The sequence below is a fragment of the Lachnoclostridium sp. An138 genome (assembly GCF_002160765.1).
Lineage (GTDB): Bacteria > Bacillota > Clostridia > Lachnospirales > Lachnospiraceae > Laedolimicola > Laedolimicola faecalis.
Genome location: NZ_NFLF01000032.1, coordinates 1 through 20,293, shown reverse-complemented (window position 1 = coordinate 20,293; position 20,293 = coordinate 1). Strand labels below are relative to the sequence as shown.

General features: G+C 42.2%; 19 protein-coding genes. All 19 read left to right on the top strand.

Going from position 1 to position 20,293, the window contains the following annotated elements; genetic code table 11:
• Positions 1–380 precede the first annotated feature (380 nt).
• Positions 381–1,496: a hypothetical protein gene (locus B5E82_RS16845; protein ID WP_140393175.1), complete on the top strand. Its 1,116-nt coding sequence runs from the start codon at positions 381–383 to the stop codon at positions 1,494–1,496.
• A gap of 191 nt (positions 1,497–1,687) precedes the next feature.
• A complete protein-coding gene (locus tag B5E82_RS16840) occupies positions 1,688–2,587 on the top strand; it encodes a phosphoadenosine phosphosulfate reductase family protein (protein ID WP_087308689.1) in 900 nt (299 codons plus the stop codon).
• On the top strand, positions 2,569–3,222 hold the full coding sequence (locus B5E82_RS16835; protein WP_087308688.1) for a hypothetical protein: 654 nt from the start codon (positions 2,569–2,571) through the stop codon (positions 3,220–3,222). Before B5E82_RS16840 ends, B5E82_RS16835 begins: the two co-directional genes overlap by 19 nt.
• Entirely contained in the window at positions 3,209–4,378 is a 1,170-nt protein-coding gene (locus B5E82_RS16830; RefSeq protein WP_087308687.1) for an antirestriction protein ArdA, read from the top strand. Before B5E82_RS16835 ends, B5E82_RS16830 begins: the two co-directional genes overlap by 14 nt.
• A 25-nt stretch (positions 4,379–4,403) precedes the next feature.
• Positions 4,404–5,345 carry a DNA adenine methylase gene (locus tag B5E82_RS16825; protein WP_087308686.1) on the top strand — a complete coding sequence of 314 codons (942 nt, stop codon included), beginning with the start codon at positions 4,404–4,406 and terminating at the stop codon, positions 5,343–5,345.
• The gene (locus B5E82_RS16820) at positions 5,335–5,616 is read left to right on the top strand and encodes an AbrB family transcriptional regulator (protein ID WP_087308685.1); all 282 of its coding nucleotides are present in this window, start codon (positions 5,335–5,337) and stop codon (positions 5,614–5,616) included. The genes B5E82_RS16825 and B5E82_RS16820 overlap by 11 nt, the downstream gene beginning before the upstream one ends.
• A gap of 5 nt (positions 5,617–5,621) precedes the next feature.
• A complete protein-coding gene (locus tag B5E82_RS16815; protein WP_087308684.1) occupies positions 5,622–6,188 on the top strand; it encodes a hypothetical protein in 567 nt (188 codons plus the stop codon).
• Complete coding sequence (locus tag B5E82_RS16810; protein ID WP_330398414.1) at positions 6,185–6,763, top strand: YodL domain-containing protein; 579 nt, start codon at positions 6,185–6,187, stop codon at positions 6,761–6,763. The genes B5E82_RS16815 and B5E82_RS16810 overlap by 4 nt, the downstream gene beginning before the upstream one ends.
• Positions 6,764–6,852: 89 nt before the next feature.
• Positions 6,853–7,209, top strand: a complete 357-nt coding sequence (locus tag B5E82_RS16805; protein WP_087308683.1) for a SpoVG family protein — start codon at positions 6,853–6,855, stop codon at positions 7,207–7,209.
• A gap of 72 nt (positions 7,210–7,281) precedes the next feature.
• Positions 7,282–7,491, top strand: a complete 210-nt coding sequence (locus tag B5E82_RS16800; protein ID WP_087308702.1) for a DUF6133 family protein — start codon at positions 7,282–7,284, stop codon at positions 7,489–7,491.
• Positions 7,481–7,975 (top strand): prepilin peptidase, encoded by a 495-nt coding sequence (locus B5E82_RS16795; RefSeq protein ID WP_242966362.1) that lies wholly within the window; start codon positions 7,481–7,483, stop codon positions 7,973–7,975. The genes B5E82_RS16800 and B5E82_RS16795 overlap by 11 nt, the downstream gene beginning before the upstream one ends.
• Positions 7,976–8,096: 121 nt before the next feature.
• A complete protein-coding gene (gene cpaB / locus B5E82_RS16790) occupies positions 8,097–8,957 on the top strand; it encodes a Flp pilus assembly protein CpaB (RefSeq protein WP_087308682.1) in 861 nt (286 codons plus the stop codon).
• A 3-nt stretch (positions 8,958–8,960) separates the two neighbouring features.
• Entirely contained in the window at positions 8,961–9,773 is an 813-nt protein-coding gene (locus B5E82_RS16785; protein ID WP_087308681.1) for an AAA family ATPase, read from the top strand.
• A gap of 293 nt (positions 9,774–10,066) precedes the next feature.
• Positions 10,067–11,434, top strand: coding sequence for an ATPase, T2SS/T4P/T4SS family (locus B5E82_RS16780; RefSeq protein WP_442911316.1), 1,368 nt, complete (start codon positions 10,067–10,069; stop codon positions 11,432–11,434).
• A complete protein-coding gene (locus B5E82_RS16775) occupies positions 11,431–12,360 on the top strand; it encodes a type II secretion system F family protein (protein WP_087308679.1) in 930 nt (309 codons plus the stop codon). Before B5E82_RS16780 ends, B5E82_RS16775 begins: the two co-directional genes overlap by 4 nt.
• Positions 12,361–12,365: 5 nt before the next feature.
• Entirely contained in the window at positions 12,366–13,238 is an 873-nt protein-coding gene (locus tag B5E82_RS16770; RefSeq protein WP_087308678.1) for a secretion protein F, read from the top strand.
• An 850-nt stretch (positions 13,239–14,088) separates the two neighbouring features.
• The gene (gene lanM, locus B5E82_RS16765) at positions 14,089–17,046 is read left to right on the top strand and encodes a type 2 lanthipeptide synthetase LanM (protein ID WP_087308677.1); all 2,958 of its coding nucleotides are present in this window, start codon (positions 14,089–14,091) and stop codon (positions 17,044–17,046) included.
• Positions 17,047–17,314: 268 nt separating this feature from the next.
• A complete protein-coding gene (locus B5E82_RS16760; RefSeq protein WP_087308676.1) occupies positions 17,315–18,427 on the top strand; it encodes a hypothetical protein in 1,113 nt (370 codons plus the stop codon).
• Positions 18,428–18,431: 4 nt separating this feature from the next.
• A complete protein-coding gene (locus tag B5E82_RS16755; protein ID WP_087308675.1) occupies positions 18,432–19,445 on the top strand; it encodes a hypothetical protein in 1,014 nt (337 codons plus the stop codon).
• Positions 19,446–20,293 lie beyond the last annotated feature (848 nt).

Here is a 20,293-nt window from a genome sequence, read left to right as displayed (position 1 = left end):
AAAAAGAAAGCAGCCTGTTCTTTCCGGTATCTGAAGAAACTCTCTCGGAAGCATATGATATCATAAAGAGCAAAACCGCAGGCAGAGCAAAAATTGCGGATTTGGAAAGCCCTTTAAAGGGGATGAAAGAAGAACTGCAGTGGACTAGGGTTACAAAGCATCTTTTAAAGGAAATGAATTTTCTGGCCCAAAGGATGGAAAGAATGTCAGACCAGGAACTGGAGGTTTTCTGTGCGGCTGTTCAGATCACGAAAAGAGCAGATTTGAAGTATCTGATTAACCTGTCTTATAACGCGGACAGGTTTTCTGTCTGTCCTGGAATCACAAATGATGAAGAACTCGGAAAATATATTTCAGAGAATCCGGAGTTTGCATTGTGGATGAGCTGGCAGGGAGATAATGTTGATTTGTCGGATATAGGGCGTCGGTTTGCCGATGCGCATATGGGGTGTTTTACCGGTCAAAATTATGTGATTCGGAATGAACAGGCTATGGCTGCTGTTTACGATGGAAAAAGGTTTCCTGACTTTAATCAGAAAGTTGAAAACGGAGAGGATTGTATCTTTGAACGGAGATATTATTACAGAGGGGAAATCTATGCCCTGTATCTGCCGGCTTCTCAAAAGCAGATGAGGTGTATGGAAGGGTTCTTGAACGTAACGGATCTGGATGAATTTGGATACAGACATTTGATTTCACGGATAGACGGCTTAAAGGAAAGGCTTCCCTGTGGTTTGGGCATCCAGGAAATAAATACATTTGCAGCCGCAGTACAATCGGCTCTGGCTCAAAACCCAGAACGAGAAAAAGTATTTCTGGCAGCAATGGAGGCCGAAGTACCTTCGACAGCTGAAAAAGCTGTATGGATTGCAGAGCATCTGAATGAGTATGAGATGGCAAACACAGATGAAGATAGTATATCGACTTCTTTGGGGAAGGTCAGGAACCAGACACATCCGATTCGCCCCCTTTCCGGGGAAATCCATACGCTTCGCTTGTATAGCCTGGCAGAGGGACAGTGCTATAAAAAATATAGATATAAGGGGAAAACAGAATACAGTGATTTTGCGGTTCCATTCGATGCTTTGTATCTGACCAGATATCAAAAAGAGATTCAAAGGGCCCTGCAAAAGTATAGCGACTTTCTATCTGAACGGGGACTGGCTGATTATATGGATAACATCCTGTTAAAACGAAAGTTGATCAGCATGATTCCTCAGATTGAAGAATGGGATCATAAGCTGTGGGGTGTACTGGAGGTGAAAAGCCATGGGAAGTTGTCCGAAGGGGAACTACAGGAGGTGAAAAAAGCGTGGAGCGGACAGTGCAGTGATGGATTTGGGGAAGGCTTTTATCAGAAAGAGATTCGGACCAGAGAAGGCCTGCTCAACGTAGATTTGGCTTATGATATTTGGAGCACAGAGTTTAAAACAGAGCAGGAGCTGAAAGGGGGTGATCCAGAACGGATACGGGAAATGCAGTTAGGAGGGATGTAGCCGGGAGACAGTTGAAGAATTGATAAGAGTAAAGAAAATAGGGAAAATGGACAAGCAGGGATAATCCCTGTATTTTTTTGCGTAAAATCCTTTGGAAAGGAGGCAGAGTTCCGGCCGGGAAAAGATATCTGACTCTATTTTGATTGGATTTAGAACAAAAAGCAATTGAAAGAATTCGAGCAGCGTCAGAAATGTCACTTAGAATCTATGAAAAACCTTTGGTGATAACCGACAGCGGTGGAAAAGACAGCTTGGTCTGTCGGGAGCTTGTAAGACGGGCAGGAATTCCATATGAGGTCGTTCACAGTTTAACCACAGCAGATGCCCCGGAAACGGTATATTATGTGCGTGATACCTTTAGGAGTTTGGAGGAGCAGGGAGTTCATTGTAAAATTATTAAGCCAATGTACAAAGGAAAGCGTACCTCCATGTGGTCTTTGATCCCCATGAAGAAGTTTCCGCCTACAAGGCTAAAGAGATATTGCTGCCAGGTATTGAAAGAAGAAACTGTAAAAGACCGTTTTATCACTACGGGAGTCCGGTGGGCAGAGAGTATAAAAAGGAAGGAGAGCAGAGGAATTTATGAAAACCTGACCTCGGATGTTAGACAGAAACTCATTTTAAACAATGACAATGATGAAAGAAGGGCTTTGTTTGAATCTTGTACATTAAAAGGAAAGAGGGTGTGTAACCCTGTTATTGACTGGACGGACCGGGATGTGTGGGATTTTATCCGAAGCGAACATTTAAAAGTAAATCCCCTTTATGAACGAGGATTTTACCGGGTTGGTTGTATAGGATGCCCTATGGCGGGAAAGAGAAGATGGATGGAGTTTCGGCTGTATCCAACTTATAAGCAGGCATATCTGCATGCGTTTGACCGGATGCTGGAGGCAATGCACAAAGGAGAAAGTCGGGTAAAATGGAAAAATGCACAGGCAGTATTTGACTGGTGGATGGAAGGACATCAGATAGAGGGACAGCTCCGTCTGGAAGATATGGATACCTGGCGTCAGGCGAATCATGAGATTCAGGAAGAAGAGAATGAACAATATGAGGAGGAGCCAAAACCATGGCAACACAATTTATGACAGGTACGCCAAAGGAAGAGTTGGAGAAGCTGATGCAAGTAGTTCCAGGCTTTCGGGCAAGAAAAAACGGGGTGGTTATCAGCCGATTACAGAGTGGTAAGAAATGTGAAAAGGTTTGCCAGAGAAACATTCCTTTATCTAAGCTGATAGCATTATTTGCTTCGGAAGTAGATGAAGAACCTTTAACAGCCCGTATGATGCTTATGGCAGGGAAAGAGCCGGTTTTTTTTCTGACAGGGCATCGAGAAAGATTTAAGAGATTCTGGGATTTTCATGGTATGGCAGATGATTTGTCTGCTATGTGTGCGGCAGCTTATTTGTTATCAGCAGATCGCATTTTATTTGAACGGTCGGTATCTGCAGTAAAACCTGATTTGATACTTTTCCGGCAGATTCGGATCCAAGGAATAGATTTGCGGGGCTATATTCTTTTCCATAGTGCAAAGGGATTATATCAGGGGACAAAACATCTTAGTCTTTCAGAACTGACAGATCCGGAACTGATAGACGATGAGGTATTTTACTTGATTATTGCGGGGTTCCTTATCAGACGCTATGGAGAGGATGTTTTGAATCTGGAGGATATAGAAGGGAGCGGGCTGCGAATAGATGAGAGTAGTCGTGTACGCAGATGATTTAATAAAAAAGCAGGGGTACTGGGGAGTGGAATTGTCTCTGCCGGTTGCAAAGGAAGAAATCGAGGATGCCCTGCAGAGAGCAAGAGTACCGGGGCATGGTTCTTATCATCTGGAATATTTGGACTGGCCAGAGTTCCTTGGAAAGAGGTTGAGTGAATATTGTACGCTGGAGGAAATAAACGTGCTGGCATATCGCATCAGTCAGATGAACTTTCAACAGCTGGAAATCTATGAAGGGGCAGTAGAACTACTATGGGAAAAGATGATGGAAGATGGATCACATTACTGGATGACGGAAAAGTCTCTGATAAATCATTCGTATAATCTGAATTGCTATGACTTTTATCCGGGTATTTTATGTGATGCTGATTTGGGAAAGGTCTGCATTGAGGGTGGAATACTGGAGCTGATAAACAGTCTTCCAGATGAAACATTAGAGCTGTTGGATCCGGAAAAAGTGGGGCGTTATCTCCGGGAAAAAGACGGAGGAACGTATACACACAAAGGATATGTGCTGCGAAACACGGAAGAATTTCAGGAGGTTTTTGATGGTAGAAACCTTCCGGAAATGCCGGCAGAATTGCAGGGGACCATTTCCCTGCAGCTGGTGAATTGTCTGCACCCAGAGGCAGCAAGTGTATGGCTTGCGCTGCCTGCAAAGCAGGATGAAATGATGAGGGCGTTAGAGAGCCTGAAAGCAGAATCATTCGATGATTGCGTTATTGTTGAAAACAGGGGAACAGCTCTGGCTTTTCCGCTGGCAGGAGATGAAGATATTGGGAAGCTGAATCTGCTTGCAGAGAGGATAAAGTCATTTTCGGACAGCAGAATGCGTGAGAAGTATAGAGCGGCTATGGAACTGGAGCTATGCAGTGATCTGGATTTAGCACTGGATATTGTAGCAAATCTGAACTGTTATGATTTTGATCCCGAACTATATTCATTGGCATCCTATGCAGAGTATGTTCTAAAAGAGCTTGGGATTGATACGCAAGATCCGGCATTTTCCTCATTTGACTTTCAAGGCTATGGAGAACGGAAGATGAAAGAGGTTGGATATGTCTTTACAGCTTATGGTTTGATTTCGCGAAATGAGCAGCCATTTCAGCGGGAGTATACGGAAGAAAGACAATCCATATCGCTGTACCCATAAATGCGAAAAAAGGGGATGATAGAGAATTAATAGTTTTATTTCATGGGTTGGCGGGAAAAAGGCACTGCGGAATATCATTTACACGATGTTTCCGGTACAGTTTGATCGTTATATAGAGGTATTCGGAGGGGGCGGCTGGGTACTCTTTGGAAAGCCCCCGGATAAGAAATGCATGGAAGTATATAACGATTACAATTCCAATCTGGCCAACCTGTTCTACTGTGTAAAGAACCGCACAGGCGCATTCCTGCGGGAACTGGGATTCCTTCCAATCTGCAGCAGAGATGAGTTTACCGTAATCCGCAATTTTTTAGATAAGCGGGAGTTTGACACGCGCTTTCTGGAAGAAGAACTGGAGCTGACTGAGAGGTATCTGCCGCCTCCAGAGTTTCATGAGATCCAGGAGCTTCTTTTGGATAACGCGGAAGTGACGGATGTGAAGCGGGCGGCCGCTTTTTTCAAACTTATTCGCTACAGTTATGGGAGCGGCTGTACATCCTTTGGCTGTCAGCCCTTCGATGTCCGCAAATGTTTTGATGCCATCTGGCAGGCATCGAGACGTCTCGCTGATACAGTAGTAGAAAATAAAGATTTTGAGGCGCTGATCCGACAGTACGACCGGGACAGTGCCTTTTTCTATTGTGATCCGCCGTATTTCCAGACAGAAGGTCACTACGAAGTGGTATTTCGGAAAGAAGATCATCAAAGACTTAGAGATACACTGACGGGCTGCAAAGGGAAATGGATGGTCAGCTATAACGACTGTGAGTTTATCCGGGAGCTTTATAAAGGATATGAGATCACAGCCGTTTCGCGGTTAAATAATCTGGCCCAGCGGTATGAGGGGGGATGTGAATTTCCGGAAGTGCTGGTCACGAATTATGATCCGAAAGAACTGGAGCGGTCGCGGCCACGGCAGCTCCAGCTTTTTGAATTTCAGGGGGAAGGGGGCTGTTTTGAAGATTAAACCTGTTTACAAGCTGGTAGATGAAAAAGGCCGTGTCCTGATTCCGCAGAATATCAGGGATGCGGCTAAAATACGGCGTGGAGATATTGTCAGGCTGGGATTATCAGATGGTAATGTGACAATACAGAAGGTGGATGTAATAGAGGTAGGTGTCCAGTCACCAGAAATGGTAGAAGCCTATGTGCGCGCTGCAATCAAATCTATGCCGGATGATATCAGATTGGAGCTGATAAGCGAACTGAGTGCTTTGATTCAGCAGAAGGGGGAGTGAAAGGAATGCGCTGGTTTGGCTCTGGTGATTTGGAAACTGCCGGATCTGGATTCCTGGTAAAAAATAAAGTGATTGTGCTTTATGACCATGCATCCCTTGTACCGCAGCATGGGCAGCTTTATTTCTGTCTGGGCGGAGAAGGTTCAGATGGACGTCTTCCATGGGGAAGTATCGAGCTTGTATCCTTGTGGGATGGAGGACGTTGCGAATGCCGCCGTGATGAAGCAGCTGGGGTTCTAAAATCAGGACTCTTACCAGAGTACGCCAGATTGCAGCTCTCACAGATCCGGCCGCCGGGAGCATTGGACCTGCAAAATCATATACCGGAATATTCCGGGTACAGTTTCCTGCCGGATGGCCGGTATGTGGCTGGAGTTTGGTTGTGCACAGAAAAAGAGGTACAGGACTATGTGGAAATGCAGAGAGACTATCAGCATCGTGTCCTGATTTGTGACAGGGACGACTTTACGGTGCTTGAGATTGTGGAAGGGAAGCGGGTATTTCCGGATGAGCAGATACTGCAGAAAGCAGCAAAGGAGAGCAGGCAGAGAGGAGAAATGGCTATGACATGAAGGGAGAAAAGAACGTGGGAGAGATCCGCATTGAAAACGGAGTGATTGTGTATTATGGCAGCCGCGCCGGACAGATTCGGGACGGATGTGCTGTGATTGATCCGATGTTCCAGGTGAGGGAGTTGACAGAGTATCTGGAGAGGCAGAAAGACATTCGGATGATTCGGATAGAAAGGGGGGTCTATGAGAGGCTTATGAATGCCCGCAGTATGGAAGAAAATCAGCAGGCATTGAAAAAGGTCCGCGTATGGCAGCTTAAACCGGATGTAGATGTTCAGATGAAGTTTGTGCCGTATGATACTTTAATGCGGAAATTTGGTCCACCGGATATCGAAAACTATGAGAAAGTTTTCGAGGGTACTGCAGATACAAATGACCTGGAGGATCTTTTTGAAAAATTTAACATGGACTGGCCATCCGGATATACCGGGCATTCTCTGTCGATAAGTGATGTCCTGGAATTATATGATGAACAGGGAAGTGAATTCTATTATGTAGATGCTGTAGGATTCCGTCAGGTCGAATTTTCTTCTCAGCCGCCATCCATGTGTCCGTCTCAAGCTATGCAGCTATAAGCAGATGACTTCGGTTGTCTGCTTATGCAATAAAAACGAAAGGGTAAACCATATGAAAAAGCACAGAAAAAGAAGGAGGAATAAATATTATGCCAAAACTGGATATCCGTATTACAACCTTACAGCCGCCCGGCTCACAGGGAGGGATCAGAGCACACGCATCTATGACTATCGACGACTGCTTTGGCGTCCGGGGAATCAGGGTCGTAGAAGGCGGTAAAAACGGCCTGTTTGTGGCCATGCCAAGCCGAAAAACGGAAAATTCCTATAAGGATATCTGTTTTCCGGTAACTGCAGAATTTCGCAAGCAGATTAATGATGAAATACTACAGGCATACCATCAGGCTGTAGACATGGTACAGACGGCTTCTGGTCAGGGACAGGAAGCGTCTCAATCAAAACAGATGAAATCTAAGACACATGGCCAGCAGATGGCGGGAGTGTAAGTGGTCTTGAGAAACTATATACCCAAAATGGAGGAAAGAAATTTGAAGAATATGAAAGAATATCTCACAAAAATGCGCATATCTGCTGCAAAAAAGATTTGGAGAGCCAGAACAAAGCTGGCGGAAACATCCGGAGAAGGATACGTGGATACTGCAATTAAAATTTTGATCGCAGTCGTATTGGGAGCATTGCTTCTGGCGGGCCTTTATGCCCTGTTTAATGATACGGTTCTCCCGACTCTTGTGGAACGTGTGGAAGAAATGTTCAACTATGCTGGTTGATGCATTAGTACCTCTGGGAGAAAATATGGCGTCCCTTCGGCCTGTCTTTCAAATGGCTCAGGCTTTTTTGTTTTTCGGTCTGCTTTTCATGGTTTCTGTCTGGGATATTCGACATCGGATCATCCCAGACAGGCTGCAGGCCGGGATAGCAGCTTTGGCGCTTCTTGATTTTTCTGTAGGTAATATCCTGGGCCTCTTATGTATGTTTCCTTATCTGGTGATCGGGCTTATCCCCGGAAAATCAGATGGAATCGGCGGAGGGGATATAAAACTGGCTGGAAGCACGGGATTGATTCTCGGACTTCCGGCTGGTCTGACAGCGTCTCTTGTAGGATTAACAACATTCATTGTGTATGGGAGCGGAAGCTATATTTTAAAAAGATTTCATGGATATAAAGCAAAAGTGCCATTACCTCTCGGTCCATTTCTGGCGGCAGGATGTATTTGTGCTTATTATTTCAAGATGAAAGGATGGGTTTATTAAATATGAAAAAGAGAGTTCTATTTTTTATTTGCATGGCAGTGCCAGTTATGGCATGTGTCGCCTTTTACCGTCGGCGCCGGCATTACATTGTCCGACGGTAACGAGAAAGGAGGAAGTGAAGATGCAGTTTTTAAGAAACAGAACCGTGATAGGAATTATCTGTATTATGTTGTCTCTGATTATCTGCTTTGCGGTTACTCCGTTGTTTAACAGAGCGATCAGTGAAAAAACGGAGATAGTCCGTGTTGCGAAAGAGATACGGAAAGATGAAGAAATCACAGCGGATATGCTAGAGACAGTAGAAGTAGGAGCATACAACCTGCCGGAAAGTGTCATCACAAATCAAAACAGTGTGATTGGGAAATTTGCTTCTGCGGAATTGCAGCCAGGAGATTATATCCTGACTTCCAAAGTCACAAATGAACCATCAGCAGAGAATGCGTACCTTTATAACTTGAACGGGGAAAAACAGGCGATTTCTGTATCTGTGAAATCTTTTGCAAACGGCCTATCCGGAAAACTTCAAAGCGGCGATATCGTTTCGGTGATCGCGCCAGATTACAAAAAGCAAGGTGTGACAATAATTCCTCCGGAGCTTCAGTATGTGGAAGTGATTGCAGTAACGGCAAACAGTGGTGCAGATGCCAATACTGGAGAACAGACAGAGGAAGGTGAGGACCGTGAGCTCCCGGATACAGTTACTTTATTGGTTACGCCGGAACAGTCCATGATTCTTGCAGAATTGGAGGCAGACGGGGATATCCATCTTTCTTTGGTATATCGCGGTGAGCAGAAAAACGCTGCCGAATTTATTACAGCACAGGAGACAGTGCTGGCTGAACTATATGCCCCGGAGGAAGAGACTGCCGAGGAAGCAGACAATGCAGAAGAAGCTGCAGAAACGGAAAGTACTGCTTTGGAAGAAACATCGGAAAGCGAATCTGGCGAATCCGAGGAAGCTGAGGAAAGTGAGGTGGGGTAAGCCTTGAACTTTTTAAAAAACAGCATATTCAGCCGCGGCTCAAACGGGGACGGATCCGGCTGGGAACCGGAAAACGAGAACCAGATGCTGGCAGTCTGGGGAAGCCCCGGTTCAGGTAAGACCACGGTAGCGGTGAAGCTGGCGGCACGACTCGCGGGACAGAAACGGGATGTAGCACTGCTCCTCTGTGATATGAACACACCGATGCTCCCCTGCATCTGTCCGCCAGAAGATTTGGAAGAAGAACATTCTTTGGGAAGCATTCTGGCTGCAGCCCATGTGTCGGAATCCCTGGTGAGGCATAATTGCATTACCCATAAACGATTTCGCCATTTGACGATCTTGGGGATGAGAAAAGGAGAGAACGAATACACCTATCCTCCCTATGAACGCACACAGGCGGAGGAGCTGCTTTCCTGCCTGCGGGAGATAGCACCAAACATTGTGATTGACTGCGGAAGTGGGATCGCAAATGATATTCTGTCGGCGGTTGCACTTTTGGAGGCAGATGCGGTGCTCCGGCTGGTGAACTGTGACCTGAAATCTATCAGCTATCTGTCCAGCCAGCTTCCGCTTCTCAGGGAGAGTAAATGGGATGCCGATAAGCAATATAAAGTAGCCAGCAACGTGCGTCCCAATGAAGCCAGCGGACATATCGAACAGGTGCTGGGAAGTGTGGCATTTCAAATCCCTCATTCCGAGGAAGTGGCTTCCCAAGTGTTGGAGGGAAACTTGTTTAAAGAATTGGGCTTGAAGGATAGTCGGGGATTTCGGAAATCTATAGAGGCCATCACAAGGGAGGTGTTCGGATGTTAGGAGATAGGCGGAGTAAATCCATATTTTATATGGAGGATGGAGAAAGTGTTTCGGGAGCAAATAGCTGTGTGGAACCAGAGTCTACACAGTTTTTTGAACATGGTCAGGACTGGACTGCCGCCCTTCACTCTGATCCGGATGCTCCGAACGGGGATGAAGCTGTAAAGGAGATTCAGCCAGAAAATGTGGCAGATATGGAGGAAAATGAGGATAAACAGAAAGAAAAGCATGAACTGGAACTGACACAGGAGGAGAGTGGCGAATATGTCCCACCAAAACGGCCCGTTTCAACCATGCGCACTCAGGAGTTGTTTTTTTCCGCTGACGAGAAGGAACGTGAATTTTCAGAAGTCCTTCGTGAGGTGCAGGGGTACTTATCCAAAGAGTACAGCAATCTTGTAACGGTGGCAGGCAGCGAGGAAGTCAAGTCTCAGATCCGCCGATTTGCAGGGAAATATATCCAGGACCACCGGATTACGGTTCAGGGCATGACCACAGAGGAACTGATAAACGCTATCTATTCTGAGATGGCAGAGTTTGGTTTCCTGACCAAGTATATCTATGGGGAAGGAATTGAGGAAATCGACGTGAATGCATGGGACGATGTGGAGGTGCAGTTTTCCGGCGGTATGACAAAGAAACTTGATGAACACTTTAACAGTCCGGAACATGCTATCAATGTGATCCGGCGAATGCTGCATGTTTCCGGTATGGTGTTAGATGACGCCAGCCCCAGTGTTCTTGGCCATCTCAGTAAAAATATTCGTATCGCTGTGTTAAAGACACCTATCGTAGATGAAGATGTAGGGGTGGCCGCGTCTATCCGGATTGTTAATCCTCAGAATATGAATAAAGAAGATTTCATCCGGGGCGGTACCGCCACAGACGAAATGCTGAATTTTCTTTCCGAGTGTATCCGCTACGGGATCTCAGTTTGTGTGGCAGGTGCCACCAGTTCTGGCAAGACTACTCTGCTGGGGTGGCTTTTGACTACGATCCCGGATAACAAGCGGATCTACAGCATTGAGAATGGTTCCAGGGAACTGGCGTTGGTGCGGCGGAAGGATGGAAAGGTGGTAAATTCGGTGATTCATACCCTCACTCGTGACAGTGAAAATGAGCGTCAGCGGGTGGATCAGATTGCTCTTCTGGACATGGCGCTCCGATTTAACCCCGACATTATTGTGGTTGGTGAGATGCGCGGGCCGGAAGCAAATGCGGCGCAGGAGGCAGCCCGTACCGGCGTGGCGGTGGTGACCACCATTCATTCTATGAGTTGTGATGCCACATACCGCAGAATGGTGTCCCTGTGTAAACGTGCTGCAGATATGAGTGATGAAACCCTGATGGGATTTGTGACGGAAGCATACCCGATTGTGGCATTCTGTAAGCAGCTTGAAAACAAGGAACGGCGTCTGATGGAGATCATGGAATGCGAGATTCAACCGGATGGCACAAGGGTATTCCGACCGTTGTTCCAGTACCGGATCACAGAAAACCGGGTGGAGGATGGGAAATTTATCATTGCAGGCAGCCATAAAAAGGTCAATGCTATTTCGGACAGTCTCGCCCGCCGGTTTATGGAAAATGGGATGCCGCAAGAAATATTGAAAAAACTCCTTGCGGCTCCCGAAGAAGGAAAGGAGGTTCAGGCAGTATGACAGCGATTCAGTTACTGGCTTGCGCGGGAATGATCGTAGGAGCTTTCCTGATTCTGGGGCTTCGGCCTATGGAATTTACGGACAGCCTGTTTGCATTTTTGCTGCGGCCGAAGAAAAGCATCCGTGAGGACATCAAGGAATCGTCAGGAAGGAAAAAGGTGGGGCTCCTCCGGAGGGAGCTCACGGAGGCACAATCCGTCCTGGAGATGACAGGGCGCGGGAATCGGTTTTCTGTTATCTGTGCCATATCGTTGGCGCTGTTCTGCCTGGGAGGTTCCATTGCAATCCTGCTTGGAAATTTTTTTCTGGCCCCGGTCATGGCTGTGGGATTTATGTTTTTACCCTTCTGGTATGTGAAGCTGACAGCCAGCCACTATAAACGGGATGTATCGGCAGAGCTGGAAACAGCGCTGTCTGTGATCACGACGGCCTACTTGCGTACTGAGGATATTGTGACGGCGGTAGAAGAAAATACCACATATTTAAACCCGCCGGTGTCAAAGGTGTTCCAGGATTTTCTGGTGCAGGTGAGGTTGGTAAACCCCGATGTAGGGGTAGCGCTCCGGACTACGCGGGGGAGGATTGACAATGAGGTGTTCCGAGAATGGTGTGATGCCTTAAGTGACTGCCAGCATGACCGGAGCCTGAAAACGACTCTGACTCCTATCGTGGCAAAACTCTCCGATATGCGAAATGTCAACGCTGAGCTGGAATATCTGATTGCGGAGCCGCGGAAAGAGTTCTTGATCATGGTGATCTTCGTCATCGGCAACATCCCGCTTATGTACCTGTTAAATAAAGACTGGTACGACGTGTTGATGCATACGCCTCTGGGCCAGATCATCCTGTCGGTGACCGCTGTGGTGATCTTTGTGTCTGCAGGGCTCGTGGTAAAATTAACCCGCCCCATTGAATACAGGAGGTGAGCTGTATGATGGGATTACTATTTTTATTTGGGGTATTTCTGGCCTTGGGCCTGTTCCTTTTGTCGGCTGCGGTTCTGCGGCTGCCTACCATTGGTGCGGCCAGAGCCATGTTGGGGACGGTGAAACAGGAAAAGAAAGCTGCAAAAACTTTAGAAACCGGGCTGATGACGGTGGCAGTGTGGCTGGCGAAGTATATCCGGATTGATGAATACAAGCGGGGCCGTATGGCAAATGTGTTAAAAGCCAGTGACATGAACCTGACACCGGAAGTTTACCAGGCATATGCTCTGACGAAAGCAGGGGCAGTCCTCTTAGGTGTCGTTCCATGTATAATTTTATTGCCTCTGCTGTCACCAGTTGTCGTCATTCTGGCTGTATTCATTTACTTCAAGGAAACTCAGAAGGCAGACGAAAAGCTGAAAGCCAAACGGGAGGAAATTGAGGGGGAACTGCCGAGGATGGTTGCCAACATTGAGCAGGAACTGAAAGCCAGCCGTAATGTGATCGGGATGCTGGAGCGGTTCAAAACCAATGCAGGCCCGGCCTTGACCGGAGAACTGGACATCCTGTTGGCAGATATGAGGTCGTCGAATTATGAAGCGGCTTTGACGCGTTTTGAAGCACGGCTTAACTCTCCTATGTTGTCGGATGTGGTGAGAGGATTGATTGGCGTGCTGCGCGGGGATGACAGTGCGGTTTATTTCCAGATGCTGGCTCATGATTTCAAGCAGATTGAGCTGCAGCGATTGAAAACCGAAGCCCAGAAGATCCCGCCCAAGATCCGTATTTTCTCATTTGGTATGTTGTTATGTTTTTTGCTGACATACCTTCTTATTATTTTTTATGTGGCCGTGGAAAACCTTGGAGGGATTTTTTAGAACAGATGTCTGAGTATGCCCAGAGAAGAAAACCATATAATTTGTCTGGAAAGATTATATTTTTATAGAAAGTTACGATTTTTTGGTTTTAATTCGTATTTATTATAAAAGTTAATTTTATTTGATTCAAAATATTAAGTAGAGGACGATAAATTACGGTGTAGAATTACTTGGAATGAATGGTCTTGAAATAATAAAATGTATTCATGAAAATAAAGGAACTCTTTTTTCTCTATATGGCAAATTATGATCAGCACGTAATGGACATCTTTGAGGTTTATATTTTCTAATATATATTTGGAAACGACACTAGTTCAAAGTTTGTCCAAAGCATTTCAATCTATTCAATAGCTTTTTGAAAAATTTAAAAGGTGAGAATATGAAGAACCTATCCGTATGCATGTATGGAATTTCTACCGTATTTTTGTATTGCACTTATGCAATAGTTGCACAAAAACAGAATGAAGAAAGGAAAGCCTGTAACGGAAAAGCAGGAGACTAATGCTCATGGCATGAGGTAAAACAAGTAGAACGGATAGTCAGCAAATATGGCGGAGATATTGAATTTCGGTATGAAGGTGGGAATTTTGAAGTAGACGTTATAGTGTCAAAATAAGAGAAGAAGAATGATTATGAATACTGAGAGTAAAAATAATTAATTGTAGCGAGGATTTGCTGATGGAGATCGAGAAAACAAGAAAAACGAATTGTGTTTCTGTGTGAGGAAGGGTTATATTCAGTGACCTATACTTCTGGTGATAGCCTTAGTATTATTTGTTGCTAATGAGAAAGGCGGTAGAGAGTGCGGTTTGATGCCGCATTCTCTGTTTATACAGGGGAGTTGCAAAGTATGGATTATAAAAAAGAAATTGAAAGCAAAAAAGAATTGGAGGAAACAGTTTTAGGCAGAGAAATATGTTTGACAGTGACAGATAATGATATGATTTTAGATGAGAGGAAAATCGAGAGAGAAATTTCTGTATTGGAAAAGATTTATGAAAAAACACTCTTGAATACTAAGGATTGGACCCAATATGGTTCAGAAGGAGTTTTTAGCAATTTTTTCGGTTTCTTTGGGAAAATTGCTGTTGAATATGCGGAGGTTAGCAGTATGCCGCAGTTAAATAACCCGGAAAAAAATCTTTTGTCAAACTTATATTCTGCTATATTTTGGATACCTTTGCGTGTATTAATACAAGACATTCATGATAAGAAAGGCAGAGGAATGCTGAAAGGAACGACCTCGGAGGAAGAATATACAGATTACCAAAGCAATTTTTTAATGGACGGTGCATATATTAAAAAGATTTGTGACGATTTTCCAGAGATAAAACAACTGATATTTCGACAGATAATAATGGTGGTACGGGAGATATACCGAATTTTGCAGGCTGTTGAACGGGATAAGAAAACTCTCGTTCAAGAACTCTGTCATGGAAGGACATTTCTAAAGATAGATAGCATTAAATGTGGAATGTCAGATGTTCATAATAGGGGGCAGGCAGTAGCAAAGGTCTGTTTGGATAATCAGTATATTTTAATGTATAAACCAAAAGAATTACATAAGGATAAGTTGTTTTTTCAGCTGTACTCCAATTTTTGTGAAAAGGCAGAATTGCCATGGAGAGAAGTATCTATTTTGGCATGTGAAAACTATGGTTGGGAAGAATATATCAATTATGAGGAGTGTAAAAATCAAGATGAGTTAGAGAGATATTTTGGACGGATGGGAATTTTGCTCTTCCTTTCTTACCTCTTGGATGTGAGTAACATGCATGGTGAGAACATTATTGCATCAGGCGAATATCCTGTTCCTATAGCTCTGGAGACAGTGCCAGGTTATAAACCATATAGTATAAACGAAACTGCAGAGCAAAAAATAAATGATGCTGTAAGGCATTCTGTGTTGAGCACAGGAATTCTGCCGGTGTATTTTTGGAGTGATAAAGTAATTTTGAGCGCATTTCATAAAGGTGATTCAATACAGAGTCTCCTTAAGCATCCAGTGGTTTGTCGTCCGGGAACTTCAGAAATTCATATAGAATATAGACAAGGCGATGGAAAAATATTAAGCAGCCTTCCGGTTTATTGTGGAAAAGCGGCAAATCCGGCATTATATAGACAAGCAATATGCCATGGCTTCCAAAGAGCATATATGCTTTTTTTACAAAATAAAGACAAGTATATGGATATTATAGAAGGCCTTTTTTCAGGAAAAAGCAGATATTTGGTTCGGCATACACAGCAATACCAGATGTATTTGCAATCATCCTATTTTCCAGAACTTTTAGAATCCTTCGAAAAGAGAAGGCTGTTTCTTCATGTTCTGGATAGGAATACCCCTGTTCCATCTCTTTTGCAGTACGAAAGGAATTCTTTACTTCAAATGGATATTCCGGTTTTTTATATTTATGGAAATAAGACAGCTTTATCAGATGGACAAGGAAATGAATATCCGGGCTATTTGGAGAGGACACCGAAGGATAACTGGTTAAAAAAGATAGAAAATATTTGCATGCAGGATATGGACCTACAGTTATCATTTATTGAGTGCTCGCTGGAAATGTTAAAAGAGCGAAGGTATATGAGTAGGAAGTACAGTCATCAACATTTAGAAAGAGCTGCTTCTGGATTTAAAGAAAGAGCGAAACGACAAATAGATGCAATTGCCGCTCAAATATGTTGCAGTGCATTCATTAGTAGAAATGATGATATTAGTTTTTGCATTCCACATGTAAAGAACACGTATTCCTGCTCGTTTGATTCGTCTGGCATGTATTTGTATGATGGATTGGGAGGAATCGCGGTTTTTTTGGCAACTGTTTTAAAGGAAAGCAGGTGTGAACTGTATGCTTATATACTGAGAGTAATAGTAGGAAAACTTTTTCAGCATACAGAAAATATTGGTAAATCAGATAAACTGAAAGCAATAGGAGCAGATGTTTTTGATGGAGAAGGGTCTTTAATTACCGTATATCTAATACTTTATCTAATAACAGGGAATGGAATTTTTTTAAAGTATGCAAAAATGCAGGCAGAAATAGTGGAACAGTTTTGGTGTGCGGAAACCTGTATGGATTATCTGAGTGGCCTTTCAGGAGCAATTGTAGTGTACGGAAAATTGTACAAGCTAACGGGTGAAACGATTTATCTTGATCATGCTGTCATGATGGGAGAAGAAGTTTGGAGAAACTGTGAAATGCTAGAGAGCGAGGCAGGATGGAGGATAAAAAGAAATGTGCCACCATTGGCTGGGCTTTCGCATGGAAACAGTGGACTTTTACTTGCCTGCGGAGTTCTACTAGAGAATACCGGTAATAAAATATATCAAAAAAGAATTGATAGATTGTTGATTTATGAAGATAGCCTGCTTGTAAATGGAAATTGGAAAGATTTGAGACAGCCGAGAGGTAATAGAGTGTGCAATAATACATGGTGCCATGGAGCAGTTGGGATACTGTTATCCAGACTTCAGCTGAAAAAGGCAGGATTCTTTGATAAAGCAGTGGAAAGAGATATAGAATATTGCAAGCAAATATTTTTAGAGGAAAGAGAGGCGGATGCCTTATGTTTGTGTCATGGCTTGAGTGGCTATTATATGGCTTTATGGTATTTTTTGAAGGACTATCCGGATGCTGAGCTTGAGCAGGAAATGCGGAGACTGGGATGGAGAATCCTGATGCAGATAGAAGGAAAGCAGTTTTCTGCACTTGAAAAATATAATTCGTCTTTGATGACAGGATTGTCGGGCATAGGAATTGCATTGTACTGTGCCGAACAATATGAAAATAAAAAGGAAAAAGGATGAGAAAAATGGTTCTTGAGAATATCGAAAACTATTTTTGGTATGGTGAAGGGATTCCGATTTAAAAAAACTATTTACGGACAGCAGATAGAAAGAGTAGTTTGAAATTATGTAGCATTTGTGATTTTATGGAGGGTTGTGGTGATTATATGCTCATCTTAACACAAAAAGCCTAAATATTACCATAATTTGATAATATTTATGTGGATTTTCGATGTCTAATAATGTATGATAACTATAATTGAATTAAGCTACTTGTGGAGTGAAAAGAATGAGTACAAAAGATAGTAACAGGGATGTTTATAGAAGAATAGTCCTTTTTTTGTATCCTAATGTTGAAGATTTTCCAAATGATGTTATCCGAGAAAAAGTAGTCGACTTGAAAGAGAGCTTATACTATATCATTTCAGATGTAAATGAACTTGTTGCGAGGGTTTTTTCTTCAGATGCCTTTGTTAATTCTAAGTATATACCGGTAATTGAATCACAAGCTATAAATAAAGTATATAATGAAGTTAAAGAAGATGATATTCATGATATAAGGATATGCGTGACTTCGTTTGAAGATTATGATTTCAGTGATAAATATTGTCATCTTATTTCAAAGGAAAAATTGGCGAAGAATGATGTGAGTCATCTCCTGTCAGTTAAATTATTTTCTAAAACTAAAAAATATTTATGGAAAACTAGCGAGGATGAAAATTATAGTGCGGTAATTGAAACCGGAGTTAATGAATTAGGAAAAGTAATTGTAAGTATTATGCTGGATATTGCATTATATCATTATTTTAGACTTCCAGCAGATTTATCATATCGTCAATCATTTAGTATGATAAAAAAACAATATTTAGATTTATCGATGTCGAGTATTGCAAGAAAGGCTAGCTTTGGAACGCCAGATGAGAAACGTTTAGAGATACGTTATTTGCCTATTTCGCTTCCATATGTTGACGATATTCAAAAAAATCCAGATAAAATCAAAGAATTAATAAAAAAATTTACAGATTTATATTATAAACATGTTATACCGGTTGCCTATATTGATCTTAAAAACAATGATATAGAATTTGATATTGAGAATCAAAAAGTACCATCTGATAATCCAGAAGAATTCAAAAAATTGATTTCAGGGATTTCAAAAACTGATATTGATGAAATAATCGAATTATTTAAAAATCAAACAGTTGATATAGAGAGCTCATTCTCAGATGATAGGGATGAAAAAATTATTCTGTTGATTTGCAACAAAGAGATCTTTCCCTATATGGGCACCAAGCGGAAAAAATTTATGGTAAAAAAGGATCTTGATCCAAATATTTATATTAATTTGGAAGAGACATATGCGTTGTTCCATATGGTTTATCTTGATCCGGATGAGGTGTAGATATATGGGATATATTACCTTTTTAGATTTATTAGGAACGAAAGATTTTTGCGGTGCCCCTGAAATATATAATACAAATATTTCAATTTTTTACAAAGAAGCTCAGGCAAATTCATATCGTTTAAAAGGCGTTGGAAAGATTGGCATATTTAGTGACTGTCTTTATGCGGAGTCTAAAGAACTAAGACCTATGCTTGATTTTTTGGTTTCCTTAAGAAAAAGTTTATGTGCACAAAAATTGTTTTTCAATGCTGCGTTAACAAAAGGGGAAATAGGGATTGTGAATCCTACATGTTCTAGGGATGAAAACTTTTTTGGCGTTGCTTTTGAAAGAAGTGATATAGCTAGTTTGTATATGAAACAAAATCAATTTAAAGGAATTGGGATATGGGTTGATAAAGAACTATACTCTGAAATCAATGCAATCAAAAGCTATCGTTTGGTTAGATCTGTTTTTTTACCAGATGTAAACGCAAAGCGATTTCAAGTATATTATGATATTGCATTTGAACTGAAAAATAAAGTATATGACAAATATGAAGTGGCAGTGGTAAAAAGAGTTTTCAATGAATGTTTATTGGCATATACAAAATCGAGAAGATATGGGCGATATTACTTATCAATAATAGCAACGCTTATAAACAGTTATAAAGATAACAAGCTAAGTTGGAATTTGTTAAAATCTGAGTTTGACCAATGCCCGCTAATTTATAGTATTGTAATGAGATTGGCGGAAGACAATGGGAAAATATATCCGATTATTCAAGGCTTGGATATGTTATGTCTGTTAATTGTAGATAATGTATTTAAACATAAAGAAATAACAGAAATTGATCGTAGCCGCATTGTGAAAAAATTTATGTCTTTTGAATGCCTTAAGAAACCGTATGCATATTCAATAAATGACTTACCAGAAGATGTATTTAGTGAAGATATAAATAGAAAAAGGTTTATACAGATTTACCAGGAAAATATAGTGAATGCTCAAGTGGATGACTTATTTAAAAGTCAAGAATAAAAGTATTCTTGAGCAGAGCCATTATCTTCCCAAAAAGGAAGATGCAGGTGAATTTTACATTTGACAGTATTGATATGTAGTTTTGCGTTTGCGCAATATTAGGATTATTCTGTTTGGTAATCAGTAATTAATCTACTATGTTAACAGACAGCGGATTTTTCTGGCTTGAAAGGATGTGACATATTCATAGAGTGGCTGATTCCTTGAGTAGTTATTTCGGCTTGATGGAGTCTGGAACATACAAGTATCAAGCATTCTGCCGTTAGGAAAAGCAACGATTGCTTTTGTCTGGTGCTTAGTTGCATAATGGTATTATTGGTTTGAGTCCGAGCTTAATGTTACATAGGGAATTTTATGTAGGTCAAGGCTTCTTTAGTCACTTTTTCAACTTTTTGGCGGTTTTGGAAAACTTCTTAGGCCGGAGTATTTTGATACTTGATTTGTTTTTACGAGCAGCTTCTTTGTTTTCTGAGCTGCTCATAGGAGCTGCAGTTTAACCTATTCTGGGGTGTAAAAGAAAATATGCTTTGGAAGTCGGACAACCCGGGTAACGGTTTTAACGAAATAAATAGTGTTGATAAGTGTTATACGTTAATTGGCGTGATGAGCTGAACCTAGTGTTTTCTGGCGATATTAGGTAGGTAGTTGCTACACATAATTATGCTCCGATTCATTCCATTCTAAGAAAAATAATAGTGTTTTGAGGGCATGGTATACAGTTATTATATAGATAATTGAGAATTATCGTTAAAATGCATGAGGTTAAAAGATGTCGGAAATTGATTTATCAAAAATTAAAGAGTTTTATAATAGAATACCCGAAATATGGGCGTCTGATGATGTATGGC

Bases quoted from the DNA above. Each gene is read 5' to 3' on its own strand.
- B5E82_RS16845 (WP_140393175.1), top strand. From the start codon at position 381: ATGAGCTGGCAGGGAGATAATGTTGATTTGTCGGATATAGGGCGTCGG.
- B5E82_RS16760 (WP_087308676.1), top strand. From the start codon at position 17,315: ATGAGTACAAAAGATAGTAACAGGGATGTTTATAGAAGAATAGTCCTT.
- B5E82_RS16805 (WP_087308683.1), top strand. From the start codon at position 6,853: ATGCCAAAACTGGATATCCGTATTACAACCTTACAGCCGCCCGGCTCA.
- B5E82_RS16840 (WP_087308689.1), top strand. From the start codon at position 1,688: ATGTCACTTAGAATCTATGAAAAACCTTTGGTGATAACCGACAGCGGT.
- B5E82_RS16755 (WP_087308675.1), top strand. From the start codon at position 18,432: ATGGGATATATTACCTTTTTAGATTTATTAGGAACGAAAGATTTTTGC.
- B5E82_RS16775 (WP_087308679.1), top strand. From the start codon at position 11,431: ATGACAGCGATTCAGTTACTGGCTTGCGCGGGAATGATCGTAGGAGCT.
- B5E82_RS16810 (WP_330398414.1), top strand. From the start codon at position 6,185: ATGAAGGGAGAAAAGAACGTGGGAGAGATCCGCATTGAAAACGGAGTG.
- B5E82_RS16835 (WP_087308688.1), top strand. From the start codon at position 2,569: ATGGCAACACAATTTATGACAGGTACGCCAAAGGAAGAGTTGGAGAAG.
- cpaB (WP_087308682.1), top strand. From the start codon at position 8,097: ATGCAGTTTTTAAGAAACAGAACCGTGATAGGAATTATCTGTATTATG.
- B5E82_RS16770 (WP_087308678.1), top strand. From the start codon at position 12,366: ATGATGGGATTACTATTTTTATTTGGGGTATTTCTGGCCTTGGGCCTG.
- B5E82_RS16800 (WP_087308702.1), top strand. From the start codon at position 7,282: ATGCGCATATCTGCTGCAAAAAAGATTTGGAGAGCCAGAACAAAGCTG.
- B5E82_RS16795 (WP_242966362.1), top strand. From the start codon at position 7,481: ATGCTGGTTGATGCATTAGTACCTCTGGGAGAAAATATGGCGTCCCTT.
- B5E82_RS16815 (WP_087308684.1), top strand. From the start codon at position 5,622: ATGCGCTGGTTTGGCTCTGGTGATTTGGAAACTGCCGGATCTGGATTC.
- B5E82_RS16780 (WP_442911316.1), top strand. From the start codon at position 10,067: ATGCGCACTCAGGAGTTGTTTTTTTCCGCTGACGAGAAGGAACGTGAA.
- lanM (WP_087308677.1), top strand. From the start codon at position 14,089: ATGGATTATAAAAAAGAAATTGAAAGCAAAAAAGAATTGGAGGAAACA.